The sequence below is a fragment of the Acidovorax sp. LjRoot204 genome (assembly GCF_056175785.1).
Map to the genome: position 1 here is coordinate 12,196 of NZ_JBGFFF010000039.1, position 20,232 is coordinate 32,427.

17 protein-coding genes and 1 pseudogene are annotated in these 20,232 nt (G+C 63.5%); 11 read left to right on the top strand and 7 right to left on the bottom strand.

All coding sequences use genetic code 11. The features are described 5' to 3' along the window. Nucleotides 1-31 precede the first annotated feature (31 nt). The 4 genes from argC (at nucleotide 32) to groL (ending at nucleotide 5,547) form a co-directional block, all read left to right on the top strand. A complete protein-coding gene (gene argC, locus AC04MI_RS09630; protein WP_436078455.1) occupies nucleotides 32-967 on the top strand; it encodes an N-acetyl-gamma-glutamyl-phosphate reductase in 936 nt (311 codons plus the stop codon). 443 nt (nucleotides 968-1,410) lie between these two features. Further along, nucleotides 1,411-1,809 carry a RidA family protein gene (locus AC04MI_RS09635; RefSeq protein ID WP_260667059.1) on the top strand — a complete coding sequence of 133 codons (399 nt, stop codon included), beginning with the start codon at nucleotides 1,411-1,413 and terminating at the stop codon, nucleotides 1,807-1,809. 1,696 nt (nucleotides 1,810-3,505) lie between these two features. Continuing rightward, a complete protein-coding gene (locus AC04MI_RS09640; RefSeq protein WP_476497696.1) occupies nucleotides 3,506-3,796 on the top strand; it encodes a co-chaperone GroES in 291 nt (96 codons plus the stop codon). A 98-nt stretch (nucleotides 3,797-3,894) separates the two neighbouring features. Beyond that, nucleotides 3,895-5,547: a chaperonin GroEL gene (groL, locus tag AC04MI_RS09645; RefSeq protein ID WP_476497697.1), complete on the top strand. Its 1,653-nt coding sequence runs from the start codon at nucleotides 3,895-3,897 to the stop codon at nucleotides 5,545-5,547. A 129-nt stretch (nucleotides 5,548-5,676) separates the two neighbouring features. On the opposite strand, the gene AC04MI_RS09650 is transcribed toward groL, so the two are convergent. The 3 genes from AC04MI_RS09650 to edd form a co-directional block, all read right to left on the bottom strand. Beyond that, nucleotides 5,677-5,976 carry a DUF805 domain-containing protein gene (locus tag AC04MI_RS09650; RefSeq protein ID WP_056744079.1) on the bottom strand — a complete coding sequence of 100 codons (300 nt, stop codon included), beginning with the start codon at nucleotides 5,974-5,976 and terminating at the stop codon, nucleotides 5,677-5,679. A gap of 229 nt (nucleotides 5,977-6,205) precedes the next feature. Next, nucleotides 6,206-6,862, bottom strand: a complete 657-nt coding sequence (eda, locus tag AC04MI_RS09655) for a bifunctional 4-hydroxy-2-oxoglutarate aldolase/2-dehydro-3-deoxy-phosphogluconate aldolase (RefSeq protein ID WP_056058486.1) — start codon at nucleotides 6,860-6,862, stop codon at nucleotides 6,206-6,208. Continuing rightward, nucleotides 6,853-8,622 (bottom strand): phosphogluconate dehydratase, encoded by a 1,770-nt coding sequence (gene edd / locus AC04MI_RS09660; protein WP_436078454.1) that lies wholly within the window; start codon nucleotides 8,620-8,622, stop codon nucleotides 6,853-6,855. Before edd ends, eda begins: the two co-directional genes overlap by 10 nt. Nucleotides 8,623-8,720: 98 nt before the next feature. Here edd and AC04MI_RS09665 point away from each other — a divergent pair, with 98 nt between their 5' ends. Next, nucleotides 8,721-9,662 (top strand): SMP-30/gluconolactonase/LRE family protein, encoded by a 942-nt coding sequence (locus AC04MI_RS09665; RefSeq protein ID WP_436078453.1) that lies wholly within the window; start codon nucleotides 8,721-8,723, stop codon nucleotides 9,660-9,662. Between the two features lie 28 nt (nucleotides 9,663-9,690). Here the strand turns inward: AC04MI_RS09665 and AC04MI_RS09670 are convergent, their stop codons facing one another. From AC04MI_RS09670 to pgi, 3 genes are all read right to left on the bottom strand, one after another. Next, the gene (locus AC04MI_RS09670) at nucleotides 9,691-10,215 is read right to left on the bottom strand and encodes a hypothetical protein (RefSeq protein WP_436078452.1); all 525 of its coding nucleotides are present in this window, start codon (nucleotides 10,213-10,215) and stop codon (nucleotides 9,691-9,693) included. A 142-nt stretch (nucleotides 10,216-10,357) separates the two neighbouring features. Next, entirely contained in the window at nucleotides 10,358-11,635 is a 1,278-nt protein-coding gene (locus tag AC04MI_RS09675) for an AGE family epimerase/isomerase (RefSeq protein WP_436078451.1), read from the bottom strand. A 113-nt stretch (nucleotides 11,636-11,748) separates the two neighbouring features. Next, the gene (gene pgi / locus AC04MI_RS09680) at nucleotides 11,749-13,317 is read right to left on the bottom strand and encodes a glucose-6-phosphate isomerase (RefSeq protein ID WP_476497699.1); all 1,569 of its coding nucleotides are present in this window, start codon (nucleotides 13,315-13,317) and stop codon (nucleotides 11,749-11,751) included. A 176-nt stretch (nucleotides 13,318-13,493) separates the two neighbouring features. On the opposite strand from pgi, the gene zwf reads away from it, so the two are divergent. Continuing rightward, on the top strand, nucleotides 13,494-14,948 hold the full coding sequence (gene zwf, locus AC04MI_RS09685; protein WP_476497700.1) for a glucose-6-phosphate dehydrogenase: 1,455 nt from the start codon (nucleotides 13,494-13,496) through the stop codon (nucleotides 14,946-14,948). Nucleotides 14,949-15,006: 58 nt separating this feature from the next. Here zwf and AC04MI_RS09690 read toward each other — a convergent pair whose 3' ends face one another. After that, nucleotides 15,007-15,891: a LysR substrate-binding domain-containing protein gene (locus AC04MI_RS09690; protein WP_436078450.1), complete on the bottom strand. Its 885-nt coding sequence runs from the start codon at nucleotides 15,889-15,891 to the stop codon at nucleotides 15,007-15,009. Nucleotides 15,892-16,068: 177 nt separating this feature from the next. Here AC04MI_RS09690 and AC04MI_RS09695 point away from each other — a divergent pair, with 177 nt between their 5' ends. The 5 genes and pseudogenes from AC04MI_RS09695 to AC04MI_RS09715 form a co-directional block, all read left to right on the top strand. Next, nucleotides 16,069-16,818, top strand: coding sequence for an SDR family NAD(P)-dependent oxidoreductase (locus AC04MI_RS09695; protein ID WP_476497701.1), 750 nt, complete (start codon nucleotides 16,069-16,071; stop codon nucleotides 16,816-16,818). A gap of 44 nt (nucleotides 16,819-16,862) precedes the next feature. After that, on the top strand, nucleotides 16,863-17,849 hold the full coding sequence (locus AC04MI_RS09700) for a TRAP transporter substrate-binding protein (RefSeq protein WP_436074530.1): 987 nt from the start codon (nucleotides 16,863-16,865) through the stop codon (nucleotides 17,847-17,849). 83 nt (nucleotides 17,850-17,932) lie between these two features. After that, the gene (locus AC04MI_RS09705; RefSeq protein WP_192422394.1) at nucleotides 17,933-18,448 is read left to right on the top strand and encodes a TRAP transporter small permease; all 516 of its coding nucleotides are present in this window, start codon (nucleotides 17,933-17,935) and stop codon (nucleotides 18,446-18,448) included. A 28-nt stretch (nucleotides 18,449-18,476) separates the two neighbouring features. Next, nucleotides 18,477-19,736 (top strand): TRAP transporter large permease, encoded by a 1,260-nt coding sequence (locus AC04MI_RS09710; RefSeq protein ID WP_192422393.1) that lies wholly within the window; start codon nucleotides 18,477-18,479, stop codon nucleotides 19,734-19,736. Nucleotides 19,737-19,772: 36 nt separating this feature from the next. Then, nucleotides 19,773-20,232: pseudogene (locus AC04MI_RS09715) on the top strand (transketolase); the annotation flags it as partial.

Below are 20,232 nucleotides of genomic sequence, written 5' to 3' on the forward strand. Positions count from 1 at the left end.
TCCACATCTCCCCATGCCAGGAATCCGCACCATGACCACCCAGCCCCTTGTTTTTATTGACGGCGACCAAGGCACCACCGGCCTGCAAATCCACCAGCGCCTGCACGGCCGCACAGATCTGCAGCTGCTGACACTGCCCGAAGCCGACCGCAAGAACCCCACCCGCCGCGCCGAAGCCATCAACAGCTGCGACATCGCCATCCTGTGCCTGCCCGACGCCGCCGCCCGCGAAGCCGTGGCCGCCATCCACAACCCCTCAGTGCGCGTGATCGACGCCAGCTCGGCCCACCGCACGGACGCGCAATGGGTTTATGGGTTCCCTGAGATGGATGCGGCGCAGGCCGCGCGCATCGCCAACGCGCAACGCGTCAGCAACCCCGGCTGCTACCCCACAGGCGCCATCGCCCTGCTGCGGCCCCTGGTGCAGGCCGGCTTGTTGCCTGCCGACCATGCGCTCACCATCCATGCGGTGTCGGGGTATTCCGGCGGTGGGCGTGCCCGGGTGCAAGCACACGAAGGCCCCGAGGCAGCCCATGCGCCTGCCTTCCAGGTCTACGGGCTGCAGCTGGAGCACAAACACACGCCCGAGATCGCGCAGCACGCCGGGCTGTCGCAGCGCCCGTTTTTTCTGCCCTCGTACGGCGCCTTCCGCCAGGGCATCGTGCTGACCATCGGGCTGCATCTGCGGCAGCTCCCGCCCGGCACGCAAGGCGAACACCTGCACGCCTGCCTGCGGCAGCACTATGCCGACGCCACCTTTGTCGAGGTGATGCCCCCCGCCACCACCGAAGCGGCCGAGCATCTGGACCCGCAAGCCCTGAACGGCACCAACCGGCTGCAGCTGGGGGTGTTCAGCAACGCCCGCCACGGTCAGGTGTTGCTGACCGCCGTGTTTGACAACCTGGGCAAGGGCGCCTCGGGGGCGGCGGTGCAGAACCTGGATCTGATGCTGGTTGCTGCGGCCTGACGGACTTGGACAGAACAGTGCGGAACGCCAGTCAACCTTACTTTTGTAATCGTGTTTTGGCCCAGCAGCCCTGGCCCCAGCCTCCGAGGCGGTGGGGATGGTCACGCAAGCAGCTGAGCGGCATACCGAGAATATCCGCAAGATTGGGCTGGTCGTACCAGCAGGAGCACCAACGCGCGACGGTCTGGGCCGCATCTTCGCCAGAAAAGGCACGCTTCCAGCGCCGTATATTGGCTTCTCGTTGACGGAGAGGTTACACCCACAGTCTGCTAGGGGCCCGGAGCAGTCGGCCAGTGGACAGCTACAAAGCCGTCGTCTGACGATGAACGACTCCATGGCGTGGCCCAGCCGCATGCGCAAAGCTATAGTGTTTGGAACGAATTCGCTAAGCCGCCGCTCGCGGCTCTGCTTCAACGTTGGGCCTCACTTTTCCGACCAAACGAATGAACGAACTTGAACGAACCGCCGGTCTGGCGGCCACACCAGGCTACGAATACGCCCGACGCACCGGAAATCAACTTCATGTCGCCGGGCAGGTACCTCACAACTCAGCGGGCCAGCTCGTGGGAGTCATGGATCCGCTCGCTCAAGCCGCGCAATGCTTGAACAATCTGGACGCGCTGCTTTCGGTCCATAGCTTCTCGATGGGGGACGTTCAGCGCCTTGTTGTCTATGTCGTAGGCGAGCAGGAGAATCTAACAAAGGCTTGGGCTGGCGTACAACAGTGGTTCTCTGGTGCCGTTCCTCCAGCGACGCTCCTTGGGGTCGCATGCCTTGGCCATCCCGGCCAGCTAGTCGAGGTGGACGCAACTGTCGTCAAGAGTGCGGCTCAGCCTCGGTGAGGCCTAACCCCTCAAGCTGACGCCCTAAGGTACTTGGAGCTTAGCTCGAACGTTGACAGTCCGCTTTCGCCAGACGCGATCGGCTGCTCCTGGCCGGATTCTGCCGCACGGAATGGACGTTAGCGGGCACAATGCCGCCAGCTTGGCGAATTGCAAGTAGCTGCAGTTCGCGGTACAGCGCACACCTTCATCAATAAAAATGCTTCATCTGGGTTTGGACTTTCAAACCGTAAGAGTTCTGTGTCGGAAGTGTGGCTGGGTCAGGAATATTGCGCACTCTGGCTGCTCCGATGGAAAGAGAGCACTAGTTTCCATAACGCGATCCAAAGACCCAAGCCACGTGCTTCATGCCAGGGTGGTGGAAGTGCCTGAGACCCTGCCGCTGGCGAATGCGCTGCAACAACATCCAGGCTTCCGCGATATGGTGGTCGAGGCATCAGAAAAGGGGCTGTTTCGCTTGGAAGCTGAATTCCTACCTCTCCTGGACGACCAACAGTGTCCAAGATGCCATGCGAGAAATAGCCTGCGCCTCTCACAGGTCTGGAATCTCGGAACACATGTGCGCTACTAGGGTAGTTCCGCCGGTGAATTGAAATGACCGCTTATGCGCTCTACCGGAGTCTGCTCTTGGCCGATTTCTCCCCAACGCACTCAGCTGCTATCTTTTGTTGAGTTAATACTCGCAGGGTTTGCGAGATGCATCACTTTAGATTTCATATGAACGAAGCGCTCGCTCAGTTGGCGGAGGACGTGTTTACTCGTGCTGCACCCGCTGGGTGGCCTCGTCCCACGACCGAAATTCAGCAGTCCGAGTTGCTGCTGACGGTTGACCTACCCGAGGATTTGAGTCACATCAGACTCACCAAAGCCGAGCGTAGGGCTGTTGCGTTGGCTCTCAATGCGCTGATGCCATCGACGGAGCCACTAGGAATTTGGACGGTGTGCATTTCCAGCCGAGACAAAGTCGTTGATTCCATTTTGGCGAATGACCTCTAACAAGTTGCTCGTCGTGGACACCCAGTCCAAGGCGGCCGCGTCGCGGTGTCGGCAGCACACCGTAAAAGCGCCGACGTTGAAAGTCCGCTTCCATTTGCGGTGAACGGCTGCTCTTGGCCGATAGTACTCATTCGATGACGCATCCCGTATGTATGCAAACAGCCTGAAGCAGCCCACCCAACTCCACGTAGCTTTTGCCAGTCAGCGCTTCAACCGAGGCGCTTGAAAACATGTACATCGGTGCACGGCTGTTGAGGGATCACCCCAAGGTGAAGATAAAACTTGCACTGACACTGACACCCATCCGTCTGCGGTAACCCTATGACTGCAACCAGCCGGGAGCTGCCATGAAAGCAACTCGGTTTCGACCAATTACAAAATAGTGTGCACCCACTTCTATTTTTCGCTTCTGTTCTAAACGTTTCAAAGAACGACAGGCTGACGGCATACGCGGCAACTCCGCGCTAGCGATTCACCAAAATCTAAATTTGAATGGCGGAAAAACGAAAGTAGAGTGGCGTTCCGCACCTTCGCCCCCATGTTCTGAGGGGGTGTCTTGAAATGGCCACAAATGCCCGTATCATTAGCACTCACCGCAGACGAGTGCTAACACCGCACTCCCTGCTGGCAGTTTGGTGGCCCCGGATGGCCGGGGCTGATTGAGTCCCTCAGCTTTTTTACTGAAAACAGGAGCATTGCAATGAACCTTCGCCCTCTGCACGATCGCGTGATCGTCAAGCGTATTGAAAGCGAAACCAMGACCGCTTCYGGCATCGTSATCCCYGACRMMGCCGCCGAAAAGCCCGATCARGGTGAAGTGTTGGCCGTTGGCCCCGGCAAGCGCAACGACAAGGGCGAAGTGCTCGCCCTGAACGTGAAGGTCGGTGACCGCGTTCTGTTCGGCAAGTACTCGGGCCAGACCGTCAAGGTCAAGGGCGACGAGCTGCTGGTCATGAAGGAAGACGACCTGTTTGCAGTGGTTGAGAAGTAATTTCTCTCCCCTCTGAATCACTCATCTTTTCATAGCTGCTAGTGCTTATTGAGTAAGCGCCAGCAGCCAATTTGAACCCAATTTTCAGGAGCTCCAAAATGGCAGCAAAAGACGTAGTTTTCGGCGGCGAAGCCCGCGCTCGCATGGTTGAAGGCGTGAACATCCTGGCCAACGCGGTCAAGGTCACGCTGGGCCCCAAGGGTCGCAATGTGGTGCTGGAGCGCTCGTTCGGCGCCCCCACCGTGACCAAGGACGGTGTGTCCGTGGCCAAGGAAATCGAACTCAAGGACAAGCTGCAGAACATGGGCGCCCAGCTCGTGAAGGAAGTGGCCTCCAAGACCAGCGACAACGCTGGTGACGGCACCACCACCGCTACGGTGCTGGCACAAGCCATCGTGCGCGAAGGCTTCAAGTACGTGGCCGCTGGCATCAACCCAATGGACCTGAAGCGCGGTATTGACAAGGCTGTGACGGCCCTGGTCGCCGAGCTGAAGAAGGCTTCCAAGCCCACCACCACCTCCAAGGAAATCGCCCAAGTGGGTTCGATCTCCGCCAACTCCGACGAAACCATCGGCAAGCTGATCGCTGACGCAATGGACAAGGTTGGCAAGGAAGGCGTGATCACCGTGGAAGACGGCAAGTCGCTGGACAGCGAACTSGACGTCGTSGAAGGCATGCAGTTYGACCGCGGCTACCTGTCGCCCTACTTCATCAACAACCCCGAAAAGCAATCTGCGATTCTGGACAACCCCTTCGTGCTGCTGTTCGACAAGAAGATCAGCAACATCCGCGACCTGCTSCCCACGCTGGAACAAGTCGCCAAGGCYGGCCGTCCSCTGCTGATCATCGCCGAAGAAGTCGAAGGCGAAGCCCTGGCTACGCTGGTGGTCAACACGATCCGCGGCATCCTGAAGGTTGTGGCAGTGAAGGCTCCTGGCTTCGGCGACCGCCGCAAGGCCATGCTGGAAGACATCGCCATCCTGACGGGCGGCAAGGTCATCGCTGAAGAAGTCGGTCTGACCCTKGAAAAGGTSACSCTGGCCGACCTGGGCCAAGCCAAGCGCATCGAAGTGGGCAAGGAAAACACCATCATCATCGACGGCKCYGGCGCTGCCGSYGACATCGAAGCCCGCGTSAAGCAAGTGCGCGTGCAGATCGAAGAAGCCACSWCCGACTACGACCGCGAAAAGCTGCAAGAGCGCGTGGCCAAGCTGGCYGGCGGYGTGGCMGTGATCAAGGTGGGCGCTGCCACCGAAGTCGAAATGAAGGAAAAGAAGGCCCGCGTGGAAGACGCACTGCACGCTACCCGTGCAGCTGTGGAAGAAGGCGTTGTGGCTGGTGGCGGCGTGGCTCTGCTGCGTGCCAAGCAAGCTGTGGGCGACTCGATCAAGGGCGACAACGCTGACCAGGACGCCGGTATCAAGCTGGTGTTGAAGGCAGTGGAAGCTCCTCTGCGCGAAATCGTGAACAACGCCGGTGGCGAAGCCTCGGTGGTGGTGAACGCAGTGTTGGCTGGCAAGGGCAACTTCGGCTTCAACGCTGCCAACGACACCTACGGCGACATGCTCGAACTGGGCATTCTGGACCCCACGAAGGTCACCCGCACCGCTCTGCAAAACGCTGCCTCCGTGGCATCGCTGCTGCTGACGACCGAAGCCATGGTGGCTGAGGCCCCGAAGGATGACGCCCCAGCTGGTGGCGGCATGCCCGACATGGGCGGCATGGGTGGCATGGGCGGCATGGGCATGTAAGTGCCTGACCCCTGCGCAGCAGCCCCGTGCTGACTGCGCAGCCCACTACACAAAAGCCCGCAGGCCTTACGGTCTGCGGGCTTTTGTTTTTTCTATGGGGCCAACTCGGGACACTGGCCTGCAGTGGCTTTACTCCCCGCTTGGTTGCACCCACCAGTAAATCAGCACCAGGGTGCCGATACCGGTGAGGGACAGCAGCTGCCACCAGCCGGAGCGGCCAATATCGTGCARGCGGCGWGCSCCCACGGCCAGCGCGGGCAGCAGCAGGGCCAGGGCGGCAATGCCATACAGCACCTGGCTGATCATGGTGGCAATCACCAGCACCCCGAACTGAAACAGCGCAAACCACCAGAACTCGGAGCGTGGAGCACGGCCCGAAAACCCTGCGTACTGCGCGAAGCAGCTTTTGACAGCCGAAACAAAATCCATAGCGAATTCCCTCTCTTGAACAATCGTTGCTCGGTCACGGGGTATCCCCGCGTGGCCATGATAGAGGGGCGCTGCAACAAGTCCAGCCAACTCGGCGCGCGCAGCAGAGACACCGTACCGCTGCCGCCACGGTGTCAGCGTCTCCTTTGCTCTTATTTTGATAGCTTTCAGTGCATATTGCACTAGCGCATCAGGCGCTTTTTGGCTGCAAACCCAGCGCCCAGAGCCCTCAGGCCGCCTTGCGCAATGCCTGGGTGTCGCGCGCCAGCTGGGTGATGCGCGCCCAGTCGCCCGCGCGCACCGCATCGGTGGGCGTAAGCCATGAGCCGCCCACGCAGCGCACATTGGGCAGTGCCAGGTAGTTGGAGGCTGTGGCGTTGGTGATGCCACCCGTGGGGCAAAAGCTCACCTGGCCAAACGGGCTGGCCCAGGACTTGAGCAGCGGGATGCCGCCCACGGCCTCGGCCGGGAAGAGCTTGAGGAACGAGAACCCATCGGCCAGCGCCGCCATGATCTCGCTGGATGTGGCCACACCTGGCAGCAGCGGCAGGTTCAGGCCCTTGCAGGCGCTGCCCACGGCCGAGGTGTAGCCGGGGCTCACGGCAAAACGCGCACCGGCTTCGCTCGCGCGGCGCGCGTCATCGGCATTGAGCACCGTGCCCACACCCACCACAGCTTCGGGCAGATGGCGGGCGATGGTTTCGATGGCGGGCAGACCGGCAGCGGTGCGCAGCGTCACCTCCAGCACCTTCACGCCACCGGCCAGCAGGGCCTCGGCCAGGGGCAGCGCGTCTTCCACGCGGTCGATCACGATGACGGGGATGACCGGGCCATGGCTGGCGATGTCGAGGGGATTCATGGGGGCGGAAGCAGGGGTTACAGCCATGTGCAGGCTCCTTGTTCGGCACCGCCTGCGTGGCGGCGAAAGTTGGTGAAGAGTTCGCGGCCGAAGCCGATGGGTGATGGGGCGCTGCAGGGCTCCGGGGCGCGTGCGGCCCACTCGGCGTCGTCCACCAGCACATCGAGCGTGCCAGCCACCGCATCCACCCGCACGATGTCGCCGTCACGCACCTTGGCTAGCGGGCCACCGGCCAGTGCCTCGGGCGTGACGTGGATCGCGGCAGGTACGCGGCCGGAGGCGCCGCTCATGCGGCCGTCGGTGACCAGCGCCACCTGGAAGCCCTGGTTCTGCAGAACCGCCAGCGGGGGCGTGAGCTTGTGCAGCTCKGGCATGCCGTTGGCCTGCGGGCCTTGAAAGCGCACCACGGCCACCATGTCCTGGTTCACCTCGCCCGCGCTGAAGGCTGCGAGCAGGGCTTCTTGCGAGTCAAAAACTCGCGCTGGGGCTTGGACGATGTGGCGGTCTTCGGGCACGGCCGACACCTTGATCACCGCGCGGCCCAGGCGGCCTTGCAATAGGCGCAGCCCGCCGGTGGGTGAGAAGGGTTCGCTCACAGGCCGCAGCACCGAAGTGTCGCCCGACACCGCCGGGGCGCTCTTGCCGCCATCGGCAATGCCGCCCGCGTTCACGCTCATCACATCAGGGTGCATCAAGCCACCCGCCAGCAGCTCGCGCAGGATCCAGGGCGGGCCGCCCGCCGCCTGGAACTGGTTCACATCGGCATCGCCATTGGGGTACACGCGGGCCAGCAGGGGCACCACCGACGAGAGCTCGTCAAAGTCCGTCCAGTCGATCAGGATGCCCGCGCTGCGCGCAATCGCCACCCAGTGGATCAGGTGGTTGGTGGAGCCGCCSGTGGCCAGCAGSGCCACCATGGCRTTGACGATGCAGCGCTCGTCCACCAGCTTGCCGATGGGGGTGAAGCGGTTGCCCCGCTTGCCGATGTCGAGCACCGTGCGCAGCGCCTGGCGCGTGAAGGCCTCGCGCGCCTCGGTGCCGGGCGACTCGAACGCTGCACCGGGCACATGCAGGCCCATGGCTTCGAGCAGCATCTGGTTGCTGTTGGCCGTGCCGTAGAACGTGCAGGTGCCAGGGCTGTGGTACGCGGCCGATTCGGCCTTGAGCAGTTCGTCACGGCCCACCAGGCCCTGTGCGTACTGCTCGCGCACCTTGGATTTTTCCTTGTTCGACAGGCCTGTGCCCATGGGGCCTGCGGGCACAAACACGCAGGGCAGATGCCCGTAGTGCAGCGCGCCGATCAGCAGGCCGGGCACGATCTTGTCGCACACGCCCAGCAGCAGTGCACCATCGAACACATCGTGGGACAGCGCTACCGCAGTGGCCATGGCAATGGCATCGCGGGAGAACAGCGACAGCTCCATGCCGGGCGTACCCTGCGTCACACCATCGCACATGGCGGGCACGCCACCGGCCACTTGCACCGTGGCACCGAGCTGGGCGGCCTCATCACGCAGGATAGCGGGGTAGCCCTGGTACGGCTGGTGCGCCGAGAGCATGTCGTTGTAGGCCGTGACGATGCCGATGTTGGGCGCCTTCTCGACCGTGACCTTGAACTTGTCCGAACCCGGCAGCGCCGCATAGGCATGGGCAAGGTTGGCGCAGCCCATGCGGTCTTGTGCGGGCTTGCGAGCAATCATGGCGTCAACGCCGGCAAGGTAGGCGCCGCGGGTGTCTGCGCTGCGCTGGACAATGCGCTCGGTCACGCGCGCTACAACTGGGTGCATGGAAGTCTCCATCGGTGGGTGGCAGGACCCCGTGCATTGCGCCAGGGTCGTTATCTGAGGCCCTAGAATGTAACTCGATAACAATGCCAATTCAACCCATGTCCCTGCAAACCTTGCCCTTGCCACCGTCCGAACTGGGTGAATCCCCTTTCTGGCACCCCACGGAAAAATCCCTTTACTGGTGTGACATTCAGGGACAAGCGGTGCACGCATGGCATCCTGACAGCGGCCACCACCGGCAGTGGCACATGCCCAGCGAGCCCGGCTGCTGCGCACCTGCGACCGATGGGCGGTTGGTAATCGGGTTACGAAACGGTTTCTATCTTCTGGATACAGCCAAGGACAGCGCAGACCCTACCGCCCTCAGCTGCCTGGCCCTGCTGCCGCCCGAGCAACATGACACCGCGGTCCTGCGCCTGAACGACGGCCGCTGCGACACCGCAGGCCGTTTCTGGGCGGGCTCGGTCATCACGCCCCGCACCGCACCGAATGCGGCACTGTGGTGCCTGCAGGCCTACCCGGCCAGCGCCACAGGCTACCGCGTGCGCCACATGGCAGGCGATAACTTCACCGCCAACGGCCTGGCCTTCAGCCCCGACAACCGCACGATGTACTGGTCGAATACGCCCGAGCACCGCATCGACCAGTTCGACTTTGACGTGGCCACGGGCGATATCACCAACCGCCGCCCCTGGGTGCAGTTTGACCGCAAGGTGGACGGCCAGCCGTACGGTGGGCGGCCCGATGGCGCGGCGGTGGATGTGGAAGGCAACTACTGGGTGGCGATGTACGAAGGCGCTTGTGTGTTGCAACTCTCGCCAGCAGGTGAGGTGCTGCAGCGCATTGCGGTGCCGGTGCAGTGCCCGACCATGGTGTGTTTTGGGGGAAAGGATCTGCGGACACTGTTCATTACGTCGGCGCGAGCGGGGAGGCCTGCTCAAGAACAGCAAGCAGCAACCCCTGCAGGGTCCATGTTCAGTCTGCAAGCAGGGGTGGGCGGACTGCCGGTCAATTTTTTTGCGCTGGTCAATCGCAAGTAGCGGACGATGTCTTGTAACGAAGCCAGCTTCAACCACCAAAAAACCGCACTGGCTTCTCCATCTTGGGCACACGCACCCACCTGGCCAAGAACACCCCCATGGCCGTGCATGCCGTGCTTGTGCTTTGGGTTGAAACCGTTTCATCAGGCTGGTGATGAACGAACTGCACTTCAATGAAATTTGCACGTTCAACAATGTCACGGAAATACAGTCCGTGGCAACCGCTGTACCCATGCCCGCGTGAAATCCCAATCACCATGTACCGGTTGAAATCCACAGCAGGTCGCCCATGGCGAGGGACGTTTTCATCACGCGGATCCATCACAGTGCCCTGATTCCAAACACGCTCCCACTCGTCCTCGGTTCGAGCAACATACTCCGCCGAAGGCCACATCCGCGCAACGGGATACTCTGGTTGCAGATAAACCAACTCCAGAGGCTTGTACTCGGGTTCGACAATTGGCGCAGGAGTCGCTCCGCAGCCCGCAAGCGCGCTCAGTGCGATAAACAAGGCGGTGCACTTCAAGCGCATGTTCAGAGTAAAAACAGCCATAGTCGATCTCCTGCTGGTACAGCGTGTATTGGCATGCAACAGGATTGAACAGGGAACTCCGCAAATTTGCGAGATGAACTTGGCAAGGTAGGCTTACCAGGTTCGGTAGGGCTTTAGCGCTGGGTATTTGAGCCTTCGGAAATTAGGCGGCAACCGCTGTTCCAGCCATCGACAACCTACAGCTCGCTCCTTTATCCCCGCTCAACATTCCCAACACGTCATAACACGCCCCCATGTTGTGATAGTCCACCTTCCCCGCATCGCTCTTCTCGTGGGTGGTGTTGCGGTTGTCGCGGTGCAGGATGCGAAACCACGCGCCATGTTCGTGGTCCACAAAGTGGGTCCAGCAGTAGGTCCAGATGCGGTCGTACCACTGCCAGTAGCGCGCATCCCCCGTGCGCACAGCAAGCACCGCTGCAGCCGCCATGCTCTCGGCCTGCACCCAGTGGTATTTGCCGTCGTCGCAGATGCTGCCGTCGGGCGCCATGCCGTAGTACAGGCCGCCGTGTTCGGCATCCCAGCCCCGCTCCACAGCGGTATCGAACAGGCGCTGCGCACACGGCACGTGCCATTCGGCGGGCAGCAAGGCGTCGAGTTGCAGCAGCAGCTTGGCCCATTCGGTCTGGTGGCCGATCTGGTAGCCCCAGGGGCGGAAGATGTTGCTGCGGTCATGGCGGTTGTAGTCCCAGTCCACGGACCAGTCGGCATGGAAGTGCTCCCACACCCAACCTTCGGCAGCGGGCGCAAGGGCGCGGGTGGACAACGCGGCCTGCCGCTGGCAGATGCCTTGTGCGAGCTGCTCGGCGCGCTCGACGTAGCGGCGCTCGCCCGTGGCACGGAAGGCGGAGATCATGGCCTCGCAGGCGTGCATGTTGGCGTTCTGGCCKCGGTAGACCGTCAGTTGCCAATCAGGGCTGGCCTCGTCGGCATACAGGCCTGCGGCGGGCTGCCAGAAGTGCTGTTCGGCAGTTTCAAAAGCCTCAGCCAGCCAAGCGCGGGCCTCGGGCACTCCGGCCTCGTAAGCGCGGGCATACGCCAGCATCACAAAGGCCATGCCGTAGCAGTGGCGCGTGGCGTCTTGCACGGTGGTGCGGCCATCCTGCCAGTCGATCAGCCAGACGTAGCCGCCTGTGGCCGGATCGAGAAATGCGGTGCGCAGAAACGTGAGCGCATGCCGCATGCCCGCCTGATAACGCGCCTCCCCCGTGGTGCGGTAGAGCATGGCGTGCGTGACCACAAAACGGGTGGCGCTGACGAGATGGCGGGAGTGGGCGTTGTAGACCGTGCCATCGTCCAGAAAGAAGTGGTACTGGCCACCGCTCGCGTCCGTGGCCACGGGGGCGTAGAACGCCATGGTGTCACGCAGATGCTGGCGCAAAAAGGCAGCGGAGCGGAAGTCCGGATAGGGCGGAATCGCCATGGGGAGTGTCTCCTGATGCGTTAGCTATCGACCAGAAACTGTGCCGGCTTCTGCCGGCAGGGCGCCCGGTCTTCCGCCAGAGCGCCCCCGAGGACTTTGATGTGCCGTGAAGGTCAGGCAGGGCTGCGCAGCAAGCCCAGCAGGCCAGCGGTGGAGCCATCGAGCCCCGCCACATCACCGCTCTCCAGCCGGGCCTCCAGGTCCTTGGCCAGCACCTTGCCCAGTTCTACGCCCCACTGGTCAAAGCTGTTGATGCCCCACAGGCTGCCGCTCACAAACACGCGGTGCTCCTGCAGTGCAATCAGCGCGCCCAGCGATGTGGGGGTGAGTGATTCGAGCAGCATGAGCGTGCTGGGGCGGTTGCCCGGAAAATGCCGGTGGCCGTCGTCGCTGGCCTTGCCCACCATCAGCGCCTGCGTCTGCGCCAGGGCGTTGGCCAGCAGCTTTTGCTGGTGGCCGGGCAGCGGGTGCGAGGCCTTGCGCACGGCCACGATCTCCAGCGGCAGCACATCGGYGCCCTGGTGCAGCATCTGGAAGWASGCATGCTGGCCGTTGGTGCCGGGCTCGCCCCASAGCACGGGCGATGTGACGCAAGCCAGCGTGCTGCCGTCTTGCGCCACGCGCTTGCCGTTGCTTTCCATCTCSAGCTGCTGCAGGTAGGCCGAATAGCGCCCCAGCGCGGCGTGATACGGCGCGATGCAGCGGCTGGTGAAGCCGTGGAAATTGCGGTACCAGACATCGAGCAGACCCAGGCGCACCGGCAGGTTCTGCGCCAGCGGTGCGGTGCGGAAATGCTCGTCCATGGCATGTGCACCCGCAAGGAAATCTCGGAAGCCTTGGGCACCGATCGCGATGGCAATCGGCAGGCCAATGGCCGACCACAGCGAGTAGCGGCCGCCCACCCAGTCCCAGAAGCCGAAGGTGGTGGTGATGCCGAGGGCCGCTGCGGCCTCGATGTTGGTGGTAAGCGCCGCAAAGTGGCGGGCCACATCGCGCCCGCCCTGGGCACCAAACCACGCCAGGGCCGAGCGCGCGTTGGTCATGGTCTCGGCCGTGGTGAAGGTCTTGGACGCGACCAGGAACAGCGTGCTCTCGGGCCGCAGGCCCTTGAGCACGTGGTGCAGCTCGTGCCCGTCCACGTTCGACACAAAGTGAAAGCGCTTGCTGTGGATGCGGAACTCTTCGAGCGCGCGCACGGCCATGTGCGGGCCCAGGTCCGACCCGCCGATGCCAATGTTCACCACGTCGGTGATGGCAACATCGCTGCGCACCTGCTCGGCGTACTGCAGCATCGCATCAAGCGTGTGGTGCACGTCGGCCAGGCGCTGTGCGGTCTCGGGCACATCACCGGGCAGGGCCAAGCCTGCAGGGCGGCGCAGCAGCGTGTGCAGCACGGCGCGGTTTTCAGTGGTGTTGATGGCCTCGCCTGCAAACATCGCATCGCGGTGTTGCACCAGGCCGCAGTCGCGGGCCAGATCCAGCAGCAGGGCTTCGGTATCGCGGTCCCACAGGTTCTTGGACAGGTCAGCAAACACATGCGGAGCCGACTGGCTGAAGGCTGCAAACCGCTGGGCATCCTGCGCAAACGCCTGGCGCATGTCCAGGTGCTGGCCGTGGGAGGCGTAGTGGGCGGCCAACTGGGGCCACAGCGCAGACTGGTCGCAACGGAGAGGCATGGTCATCAAACGGGTAAGGTGAAAAAAGCGCCGAGATAGTAACTTGATTACACGACAAAGTGGCCTATTAACAGGTTCTTTTGGGTTACAAGCGGTAGATACAAGGCACTCCTCTTTAGAAAATCATGTAACGTGATTACAATCCCACGCAACAAAACGAACCACCCCATCACGGAGACACCATGAGTTTTGACCTCGTCCTGTTCGGCGGCACCGGCGACCTCGCCTGGCGCAAGCTCATGCCCGCATTGTTTCAGGCCTTTCGGCATGGCACGCTGCCTGAGGGGGGACGCATCATCGCGGTGGCACGTGATGACCTGAGCGACGAACAATACCGCAGCCTGATCCAGTCTCGGTTCGACAGCGTGGAGCTGGCCAAGCGCCCCAGCCCGGACGAGTTTGCACGCTTCGCCGCGCTGCTGCACTACCTGCGCATGGACTTGTCCAAAACCCAGGACTACGAGCGCCTGGCCGAGACGCTGAAGGCGCGCGGAGCCGACTCGGTGGTGATGTATGTGGCCACTGCGCCCAGCCTGTTCACCAATGTGTGTGAGCAGATCGCCGCCGTGGGCCTGAACGGCCCCACCACCCGCGTGGTGCTGGAAAAACCCCTGGGCCACGACCYGCAGTCCAACCGCGCGATCAACGACACGCTGCGCCGCGTGCTCAAGGAAGAGCAGGTCTTCCGCATCGACCACTACCTGGGCAAGCCMTCSGTSCAGAACCTGTTTGCGCTGCGTTTTGGCAACGCGCTGTTCGAGCCCCTGTGGCGCCGCGAAACCATTGCCAACATCCAGATCACGATTGCCGAAGAGCTGGGCGTGGAATMGCGCGGCGCSTTCTACGACCAGACCGGCGCGMTGCGCGACATGGTGCAGAACCACGCGCTGCAGCTCCTGTGCGCGATTGGCATGGAGCCTCCCATCAACTCCAGCGCCAACGCCATTCGCGACGAAAAGCTCAAGGTTCTGCAGTCGCTCAAGCCCTGGACGCTGGAGACCATTGGCCAGCATGTGATTCGCGGCCAGTACGCGGCGGGCAACCACCAGGGCCAGCCCGTGCCCGGCTATGCGCAAGAAAAAGGCGTGRCCCCCGGCAGCACCACCGAGACCTTTGTGGCGCTGCGCACSGAAATCRGCAACTGGCGCTGGGCGGGTGTGCCGTTCTATATCCGCACCGGCAAGCGGCTGGCGGGGCGCGACGCGCACATCGTAATCAACTTCCGCCCCGTGCCCCACCCTATCTTCAAGACGCCCGCAGGCGCCGCCAACCGCCTGGTGATCAACCTGCAGCCCAAGGACGGGCTGGAGCTGCACCTGATGGCCCAGGGCGCCGCCCAGCACCAGACCGAGCCCGCGCTGTCGCAGGTGCASCTGRACCTSGACTTYGACMAGCGCTTTGGCRCCGAGCGCGTGGGCGCCTACGARCGSCTGCTGCTCGACGTGATCGMCGGCCGCCTGAACCTGTTYGTGCGCAGCGACGAGCAGGAAGAAGCCTGGCGCTGGGTGGAACCCATCCTGCAATACTGGAAGAACGACCCCGCAGGCCCCCGCCCCTACCCGGCGGGCAGCTGGGGCCCGCGTGCGGCCAGCGCGATGATTGCGCGCGACGGGTATTGCTGGAGCGAGGAGATGTGAGAGCCTCGCGTCCGGCGGCTGCAGACCTTCGCAGCCGCGGCCGCCGGGCCTTGTTTTCTTAGGTCTGCGCAGCCTCGCTGTGCAGCCACGACAAAAACGCCTCCACCGCCGGGCGCTTGGCGTGCCGCTCGGGGTACACGGCGAAATGCGCCTTCACCCGCACGGCCTGGTCCATGCCGAACGGGGCCTTCAGCCTGCCATCGGCCAGGTGCCCACCCGCGTTGACGGCGCTCTCTAGCGCCACGCCCAGGCCCTGTGTGGCGGCGTCCAGGGACATCTGGGCGCGGTCAAACCGCAGGGAGAAACGGTCGGGTGCCCGCAGCTTGGTGAACCGGCCAAACCAGTCGGACCACTGCACGATGCTGACGTTGCTTTGGATCAGCGGCAGGTCCAGCAACTGCTCTGCGCGCTTGAGCTTGTGCGCCTTGATGAAGGCCGGGCTGGCCAGCGGCACGATCGCTTCCTCAAACAACGGCTCCACCACCAGATCACCCCATTGCGGAATGCCATAGCGGATGTCGATGTCGGCCTGGCCGAGCGCGAAATCGCTGGGCGTGTGGGCGGCTGAGAGGTTGAGCGATATCTCCGGGTAGGCCTGCGCAAAGCGGTGCAGGCGCGGCATGAGCCACAGACTGGCAATGCTGGGTGCCGAGTGCACATACAGGCTGTTGCGGATGCCATGACGCAGATCGTCCGTGGCCGTGGCGATGGCGTTGAGCGCTGCACCCACGTGCATCAGGTAATGCTCGCCCGCAGGGCTCAGGCGCACCCCGTGGGCGCTGCGTTCGAACAGGCGGATGTCCAGCTGTGCCTCCAGTCGCGAAACCTGGTGACTGATGGCCGAGGCCGTGAGGTTCAGCTCCGCCGCGGCCAGTGCAAAGCTGCGGCGGCGTGCCACGGCCTCAAAGGCCTGCAGATTGGCAATGGGCGGCAAGGTGGGCATGGGGTGAACCCTGACGTTAGATGACGGAATGTCATCTTACGCTGATGATTCATCGCTTGTCATCATCTTGAGCGGCTTTGAGAATCGGCTCCCAGAACAGGAGACACCGCTTCGACAGCCGCCCTCACCGGCAGCGTGCAAGTCTCCTGCACCTTCACACCACAGGAGACAAAACACATGCTGCTCAAGGACCAGGTTGCCATCATTACCGGAGGGGCGGGACTCAACGGCCTCGGGTTTGCCACCGCCCGCCTGATGGTCGAGCAAGGCGCCAAAGTCGCCATCCTCGACCTCGAAGCCGCCGACCCCGCAGGCGCCGCCGCGCGGCTGGGCGAGGGCCACCTGGGCCTGGTGGCCGATGTGACCGACAAGGCATCGTGCGATGCCGCCGCCGCCCAGGTGTATGCCCATTTCGGCCGCATCGACACGCTGGTCAACAACGCGGGCATCACCCAGCCCGTCAAGACGCTGGAGATCACGGGCGCCGACTACGACCGCATTCTCAACGTCAGCCTGCGTGGCACGCTGTACATGTCCCAGGCTGTGCTGCCCACGCTGCGTGCACAGCAAAGCGGCTCCATCATCTGCATCTCGTCGGTGTCGGCCCAGCGCGGCGGCGGCATTCTGGGCGGGCCCCACTACTCGGCCGCCAAAGCAGGTGTGCTGGGCCTGGCCCGCGCCATGGCCCGCGAGTTTGGTCCCGAGAACATCCGCGTCAACTGCATCACCCCCGGCCTGATCGGCACGGACATCATCAAGGGCAAGCTGACCGAAGAGAAAAAGGCCGAGATCGCGGAAACCATTCCACTCGCCCGCCTGGGCCGGGCCGATGACATTGCCGGAGCCTGCGTGTTTCTCGCCAGCCCGCTTTCGACTTATTGCACCGGCATCACGCTAGATGTGAACGGCGGCATGCTGATCCACTGACCGCCCTCACGACCTCTCAACAAACATAAACCAGGAGACAAACCATGCAACGCAAAACCTTCACCCGCACCCTGCTGACAGCCGCTGCTTTGGCGGTGGCACTGCCCGGGCTCGCGCAGGCGCAGACCATGAAGCTCACGCTGGGCCATGGCGCTGCCCCCGGCAATCCGCGCCACGAGGCCGCTGTCAAATTCGCTGAAACCCTCAAGGCCAAGACCGCAGGCCGCATCGAGGTGCAGGTGGCGCCCTCCGCCCAGCTGGGCGACGACGCTGCCATGGTCACGGCCGTGCGCACCGGCGCGCTGGACATGACGGCGAACTCGCAAGGCGCCGTGTCGGTGGCCGTGCCCGAGTACGCCGCCTACGGCATGCCGTTCATGTTCTCCACCCCCGCGCAGGCTTTCAAGCTGCTTGACGGCCCACTGGGCCACGAGCTGGCACAGAAGTCGGCCGACAAGGGCATGGTGGTGCTGGGCTATTGGGACAACGGCATCCGCCACATGACCAACAGCAAACGCCCCATCACCAAGGTCGAAGACATGAAGGGCTTGAAGATGCGCACCCCGCCTGACGCAGTGCTGGTGGACATCATGCAAGCGCTGGGTGCCGAGGCACAGCAGATCAAGTTTGCCGAGCTGTACGTAGCGCTGCAGCAGGGCGTGGTCGATGGGCAGGAGAACCCGCTGGTCAACATCCACGCCAGCAAGCTGTACGAAGTGCAAAAGCACCTGGCACTGACGAGCCACATGTTCCAGATGACGCCGTTCCTGATGAGCAAGCGCACCTGGGACCGCCTGTCCGACGCCGACCGTAAGGCCGTGACCGAAGCGGCTGCCGAGGCCACGACACTGCAGCGCAAGATGTCGCAAGAGGCCGACGACAAGCTGCTGGACGACCTCAAGGCCAAGGGCGTGCAGGTGACCACGGTGGACAAGGCCGCGTTTGCTAAGGCCACGGCTGCGGTGGACGCCAAGTGGCTGACCACGCCCATCGGCCCGTACCTCAAGAAAGTCATCGCCGCCGCGCGCTGACCGCTCCGGGCGCTGCGGCGCCTGTCCTCATTTCCCCGAAGCCGCTGCATGGGCCCCAGCCCTGCAGCCCAAGGAGTCTCCCGATGAACCTCATCGAATGGGCCGTTGTCGGCTTATGCCGAGTGCTGCTGTGGATCAGCACGTCCGTCATCTTCATCATCCTGGTGGCCAACACCGTGTTGCGCTACGCCACCGGCACCAGCCTGCAGTGGGCCAATGAGGTGCCGGAGTTGCTGTTTCCGTGGCTGGTCATGTCTGGCGTGGTGCTGGCGGCAGCGCACGGTGCCCACATCACCACCAGCTTTCTGATGGACGCCGTGCCCCCCGCGCTGCGCCGCTGGGCGGCCATCGGCAGCTGGCTGGTGGTGGCAGCGCTGTACGGCACGCTCGCCCGCGCCACCTTTCAGATGCTGGAGATCGTCCACGACGAGAAGTCGCCCATCCTGCAGGTGCCCGGGTCGCTCACCTATGGCTGCGTGATGGGTGGGCTGGTGATGCTGGCGCTGCTGGCGCTCAAGTCAGCCTGGAACGCCTGGGCCACGCCACCGGTGCCCAGCGCGCCCGATGCCGAGACCGCCGTGCCCGAGGCGCACTGGTAAGCCCCGCCCCCCTGCCAAGGATCTCACCATGAGTGCCCTCATTCTTTTTGTCTTTCTCGGTGCGGCCGTGCTGGCCATGCCCATCGCCCATGCGCTGCTGGTCGCGGCCATGACCGCCGCCGCCACATCCGACCGCGTGCCGCTCGACCTGCTGGTGCAGCAGATGGTGGCGCAGGTGCAGAGCTTTCCGCTGATCGCGATCCCGTTTTTCATGCTCACCGGCTCGCTCATGATGGGCGGGCGCCTGGGGGCTGCGCTGGTGGGMGTGCTCAGCACGCTGATCGGTCGCTTTCACGGCGGGCCCGCACAGGTGGGCGTACTGTCGTCCACGCTGTTCGGCGGTGTGTCAGGTTCGGCCGTGGCCGATGCCTCGGCCATCGGCTCGCTGCTGATTCCCTGGCACAAGCGCCTGGGCTATCCGCCCGCTTTTTCTGCCGCCACGCTGGCTGCAGCGGCCACCATCGACATCCTGATCCCGCCCTCGATCCCGATGATTCTGTTCGCCCTGACGGCCAATGCCTCCATCGCGGCACTGTTTGTCGCAGGCATCCTGCCCGGCATCCTGATGTGCGTGGGCTTTATGTTCATGTGCTGGTGGGTCGGCAAACGCCGCAACTTCCCACGCGACACCACCCCCATCAACTGGAGTGAATTCCGCGTGCACCTGCTGTACTCGTCGCCCGCGCTGCTGCTGCCGGTGCTGATCGTGTTGTTCCTGCGCTTTGGCATTGCCACACCCACCGAGGTGGCCGTGTTGTCCACGCTGTACGCCGCTGCGGTGTCGGTGGTGGTGTACCGCGACCTGTCGCTCAAGCGCCTGAACGATGCCGTGGTGCATGCGGGCCTGGCGACCGGCGTGGTGCTGCTGGTGATCATGGCCTCTGCCGCCATCGGCTGGCTGCTGACCTACGACCAGATGCCCACGGGCGTGGCCCACTGGATCCAGCAGAACGTGAGCCAGGGCTGGATCGTGATCCTGATCATGAACCTGCTGATGCTGTTCATCGGCATGTTCATCGACCTGCCCGCCGCCGTGTTGCTGCTGACCCCGGTGTTCCTGCCCCTGGCCGAAAGCATTGGCATGGACCCGGTGCAGCTGGGAATCATGATGGTGGTGAACCTGGCTGTGGGCCTGTACACCCCGCCCGTGGGCACCACGCTGTTCATCACCAGCGCGCTGGCCAAGGTCAAGGTGGGCCAGACGGTGCGCGAGCTGGGGCCGTTCTACTTCGTTGCTTTCCTGGTGCTGGCGCTGGTGTCTTACGTGCCGGCCTCGATCCTTCGCTGACCGCTTTTCTTCCCCGCTTTCACACAGGAGAACTCCATGACTTCCGCCGCAGACAAACTGCAGGCGCTGGCCCGGTGCGCCCATCGCATCCGCCGCTACGCCGTTCGCATGGGTGAGGTTCAGGGCCAGGGCTACATCGGCCAGGCCTTGGGCTGGGCCGATGTGCTGGCCGTGGCCTACGGCCACGCGCTGAACCTGCAGCCCCAAGACCCCACCTGGGAGGGGCGGGACCGCTTCCTGCTGTCGCACGGCCATTACGCCATCGCCCACTACGCGGCGCTGATCGAAGCAGGCGTGATCCCGCAGGACGAACTCGAAACCTACGGCAGCGACGACAGCCGCCTGCCCATGAGCGGCATGGCCACATACACACCGGGCATGGAAATCTCGGGCGGCTCGCTGGGCCAGGGCCTGGTGATCGGTGTGGGCATGGCGCTGGGCCTGAAGCAGAAAAAGAATCCCGCGTTCGTCTACAACTCCATGAGCGACGGCGAGC

Bases quoted from the DNA above. Each gene is read 5' to 3' on its own strand.
- AC04MI_RS09635 (WP_260667059.1), top strand. From the start codon at position 1,411: ATGAACGAACTTGAACGAACCGCCGGTCTGGCGGCCACACCAGGCTAC.
- AC04MI_RS09690 (WP_436078450.1), bottom strand. From the start codon at position 15,891: ATGCCCACCTTGCCGCCCATTGCCAATCTGCAGGCCTTTGAGGCCGTG.
- AC04MI_RS09700 (WP_436074530.1), top strand. From the start codon at position 16,863: ATGCAACGCAAAACCTTCACCCGCACCCTGCTGACAGCCGCTGCTTTG.
- AC04MI_RS09705 (WP_192422394.1), top strand. From the start codon at position 17,933: ATGAACCTCATCGAATGGGCCGTTGTCGGCTTATGCCGAGTGCTGCTG.
- AC04MI_RS09695 (WP_476497701.1), top strand. From the start codon at position 16,069: ATGCTGCTCAAGGACCAGGTTGCCATCATTACCGGAGGGGCGGGACTC.
- AC04MI_RS09665 (WP_436078453.1), top strand. From the start codon at position 8,721: ATGTCCCTGCAAACCTTGCCCTTGCCACCGTCCGAACTGGGTGAATCC.
- eda (WP_056058486.1), bottom strand. From the start codon at position 6,862: ATGGCTGTAACCCCTGCTTCCGCCCCCATGAATCCCCTCGACATCGCC.
- argC (WP_436078455.1), top strand. From the start codon at position 32: ATGACCACCCAGCCCCTTGTTTTTATTGACGGCGACCAAGGCACCACC.
- AC04MI_RS09670 (WP_436078452.1), bottom strand. From the start codon at position 10,215: ATGGCTGTTTTTACTCTGAACATGCGCTTGAAGTGCACCGCCTTGTTT.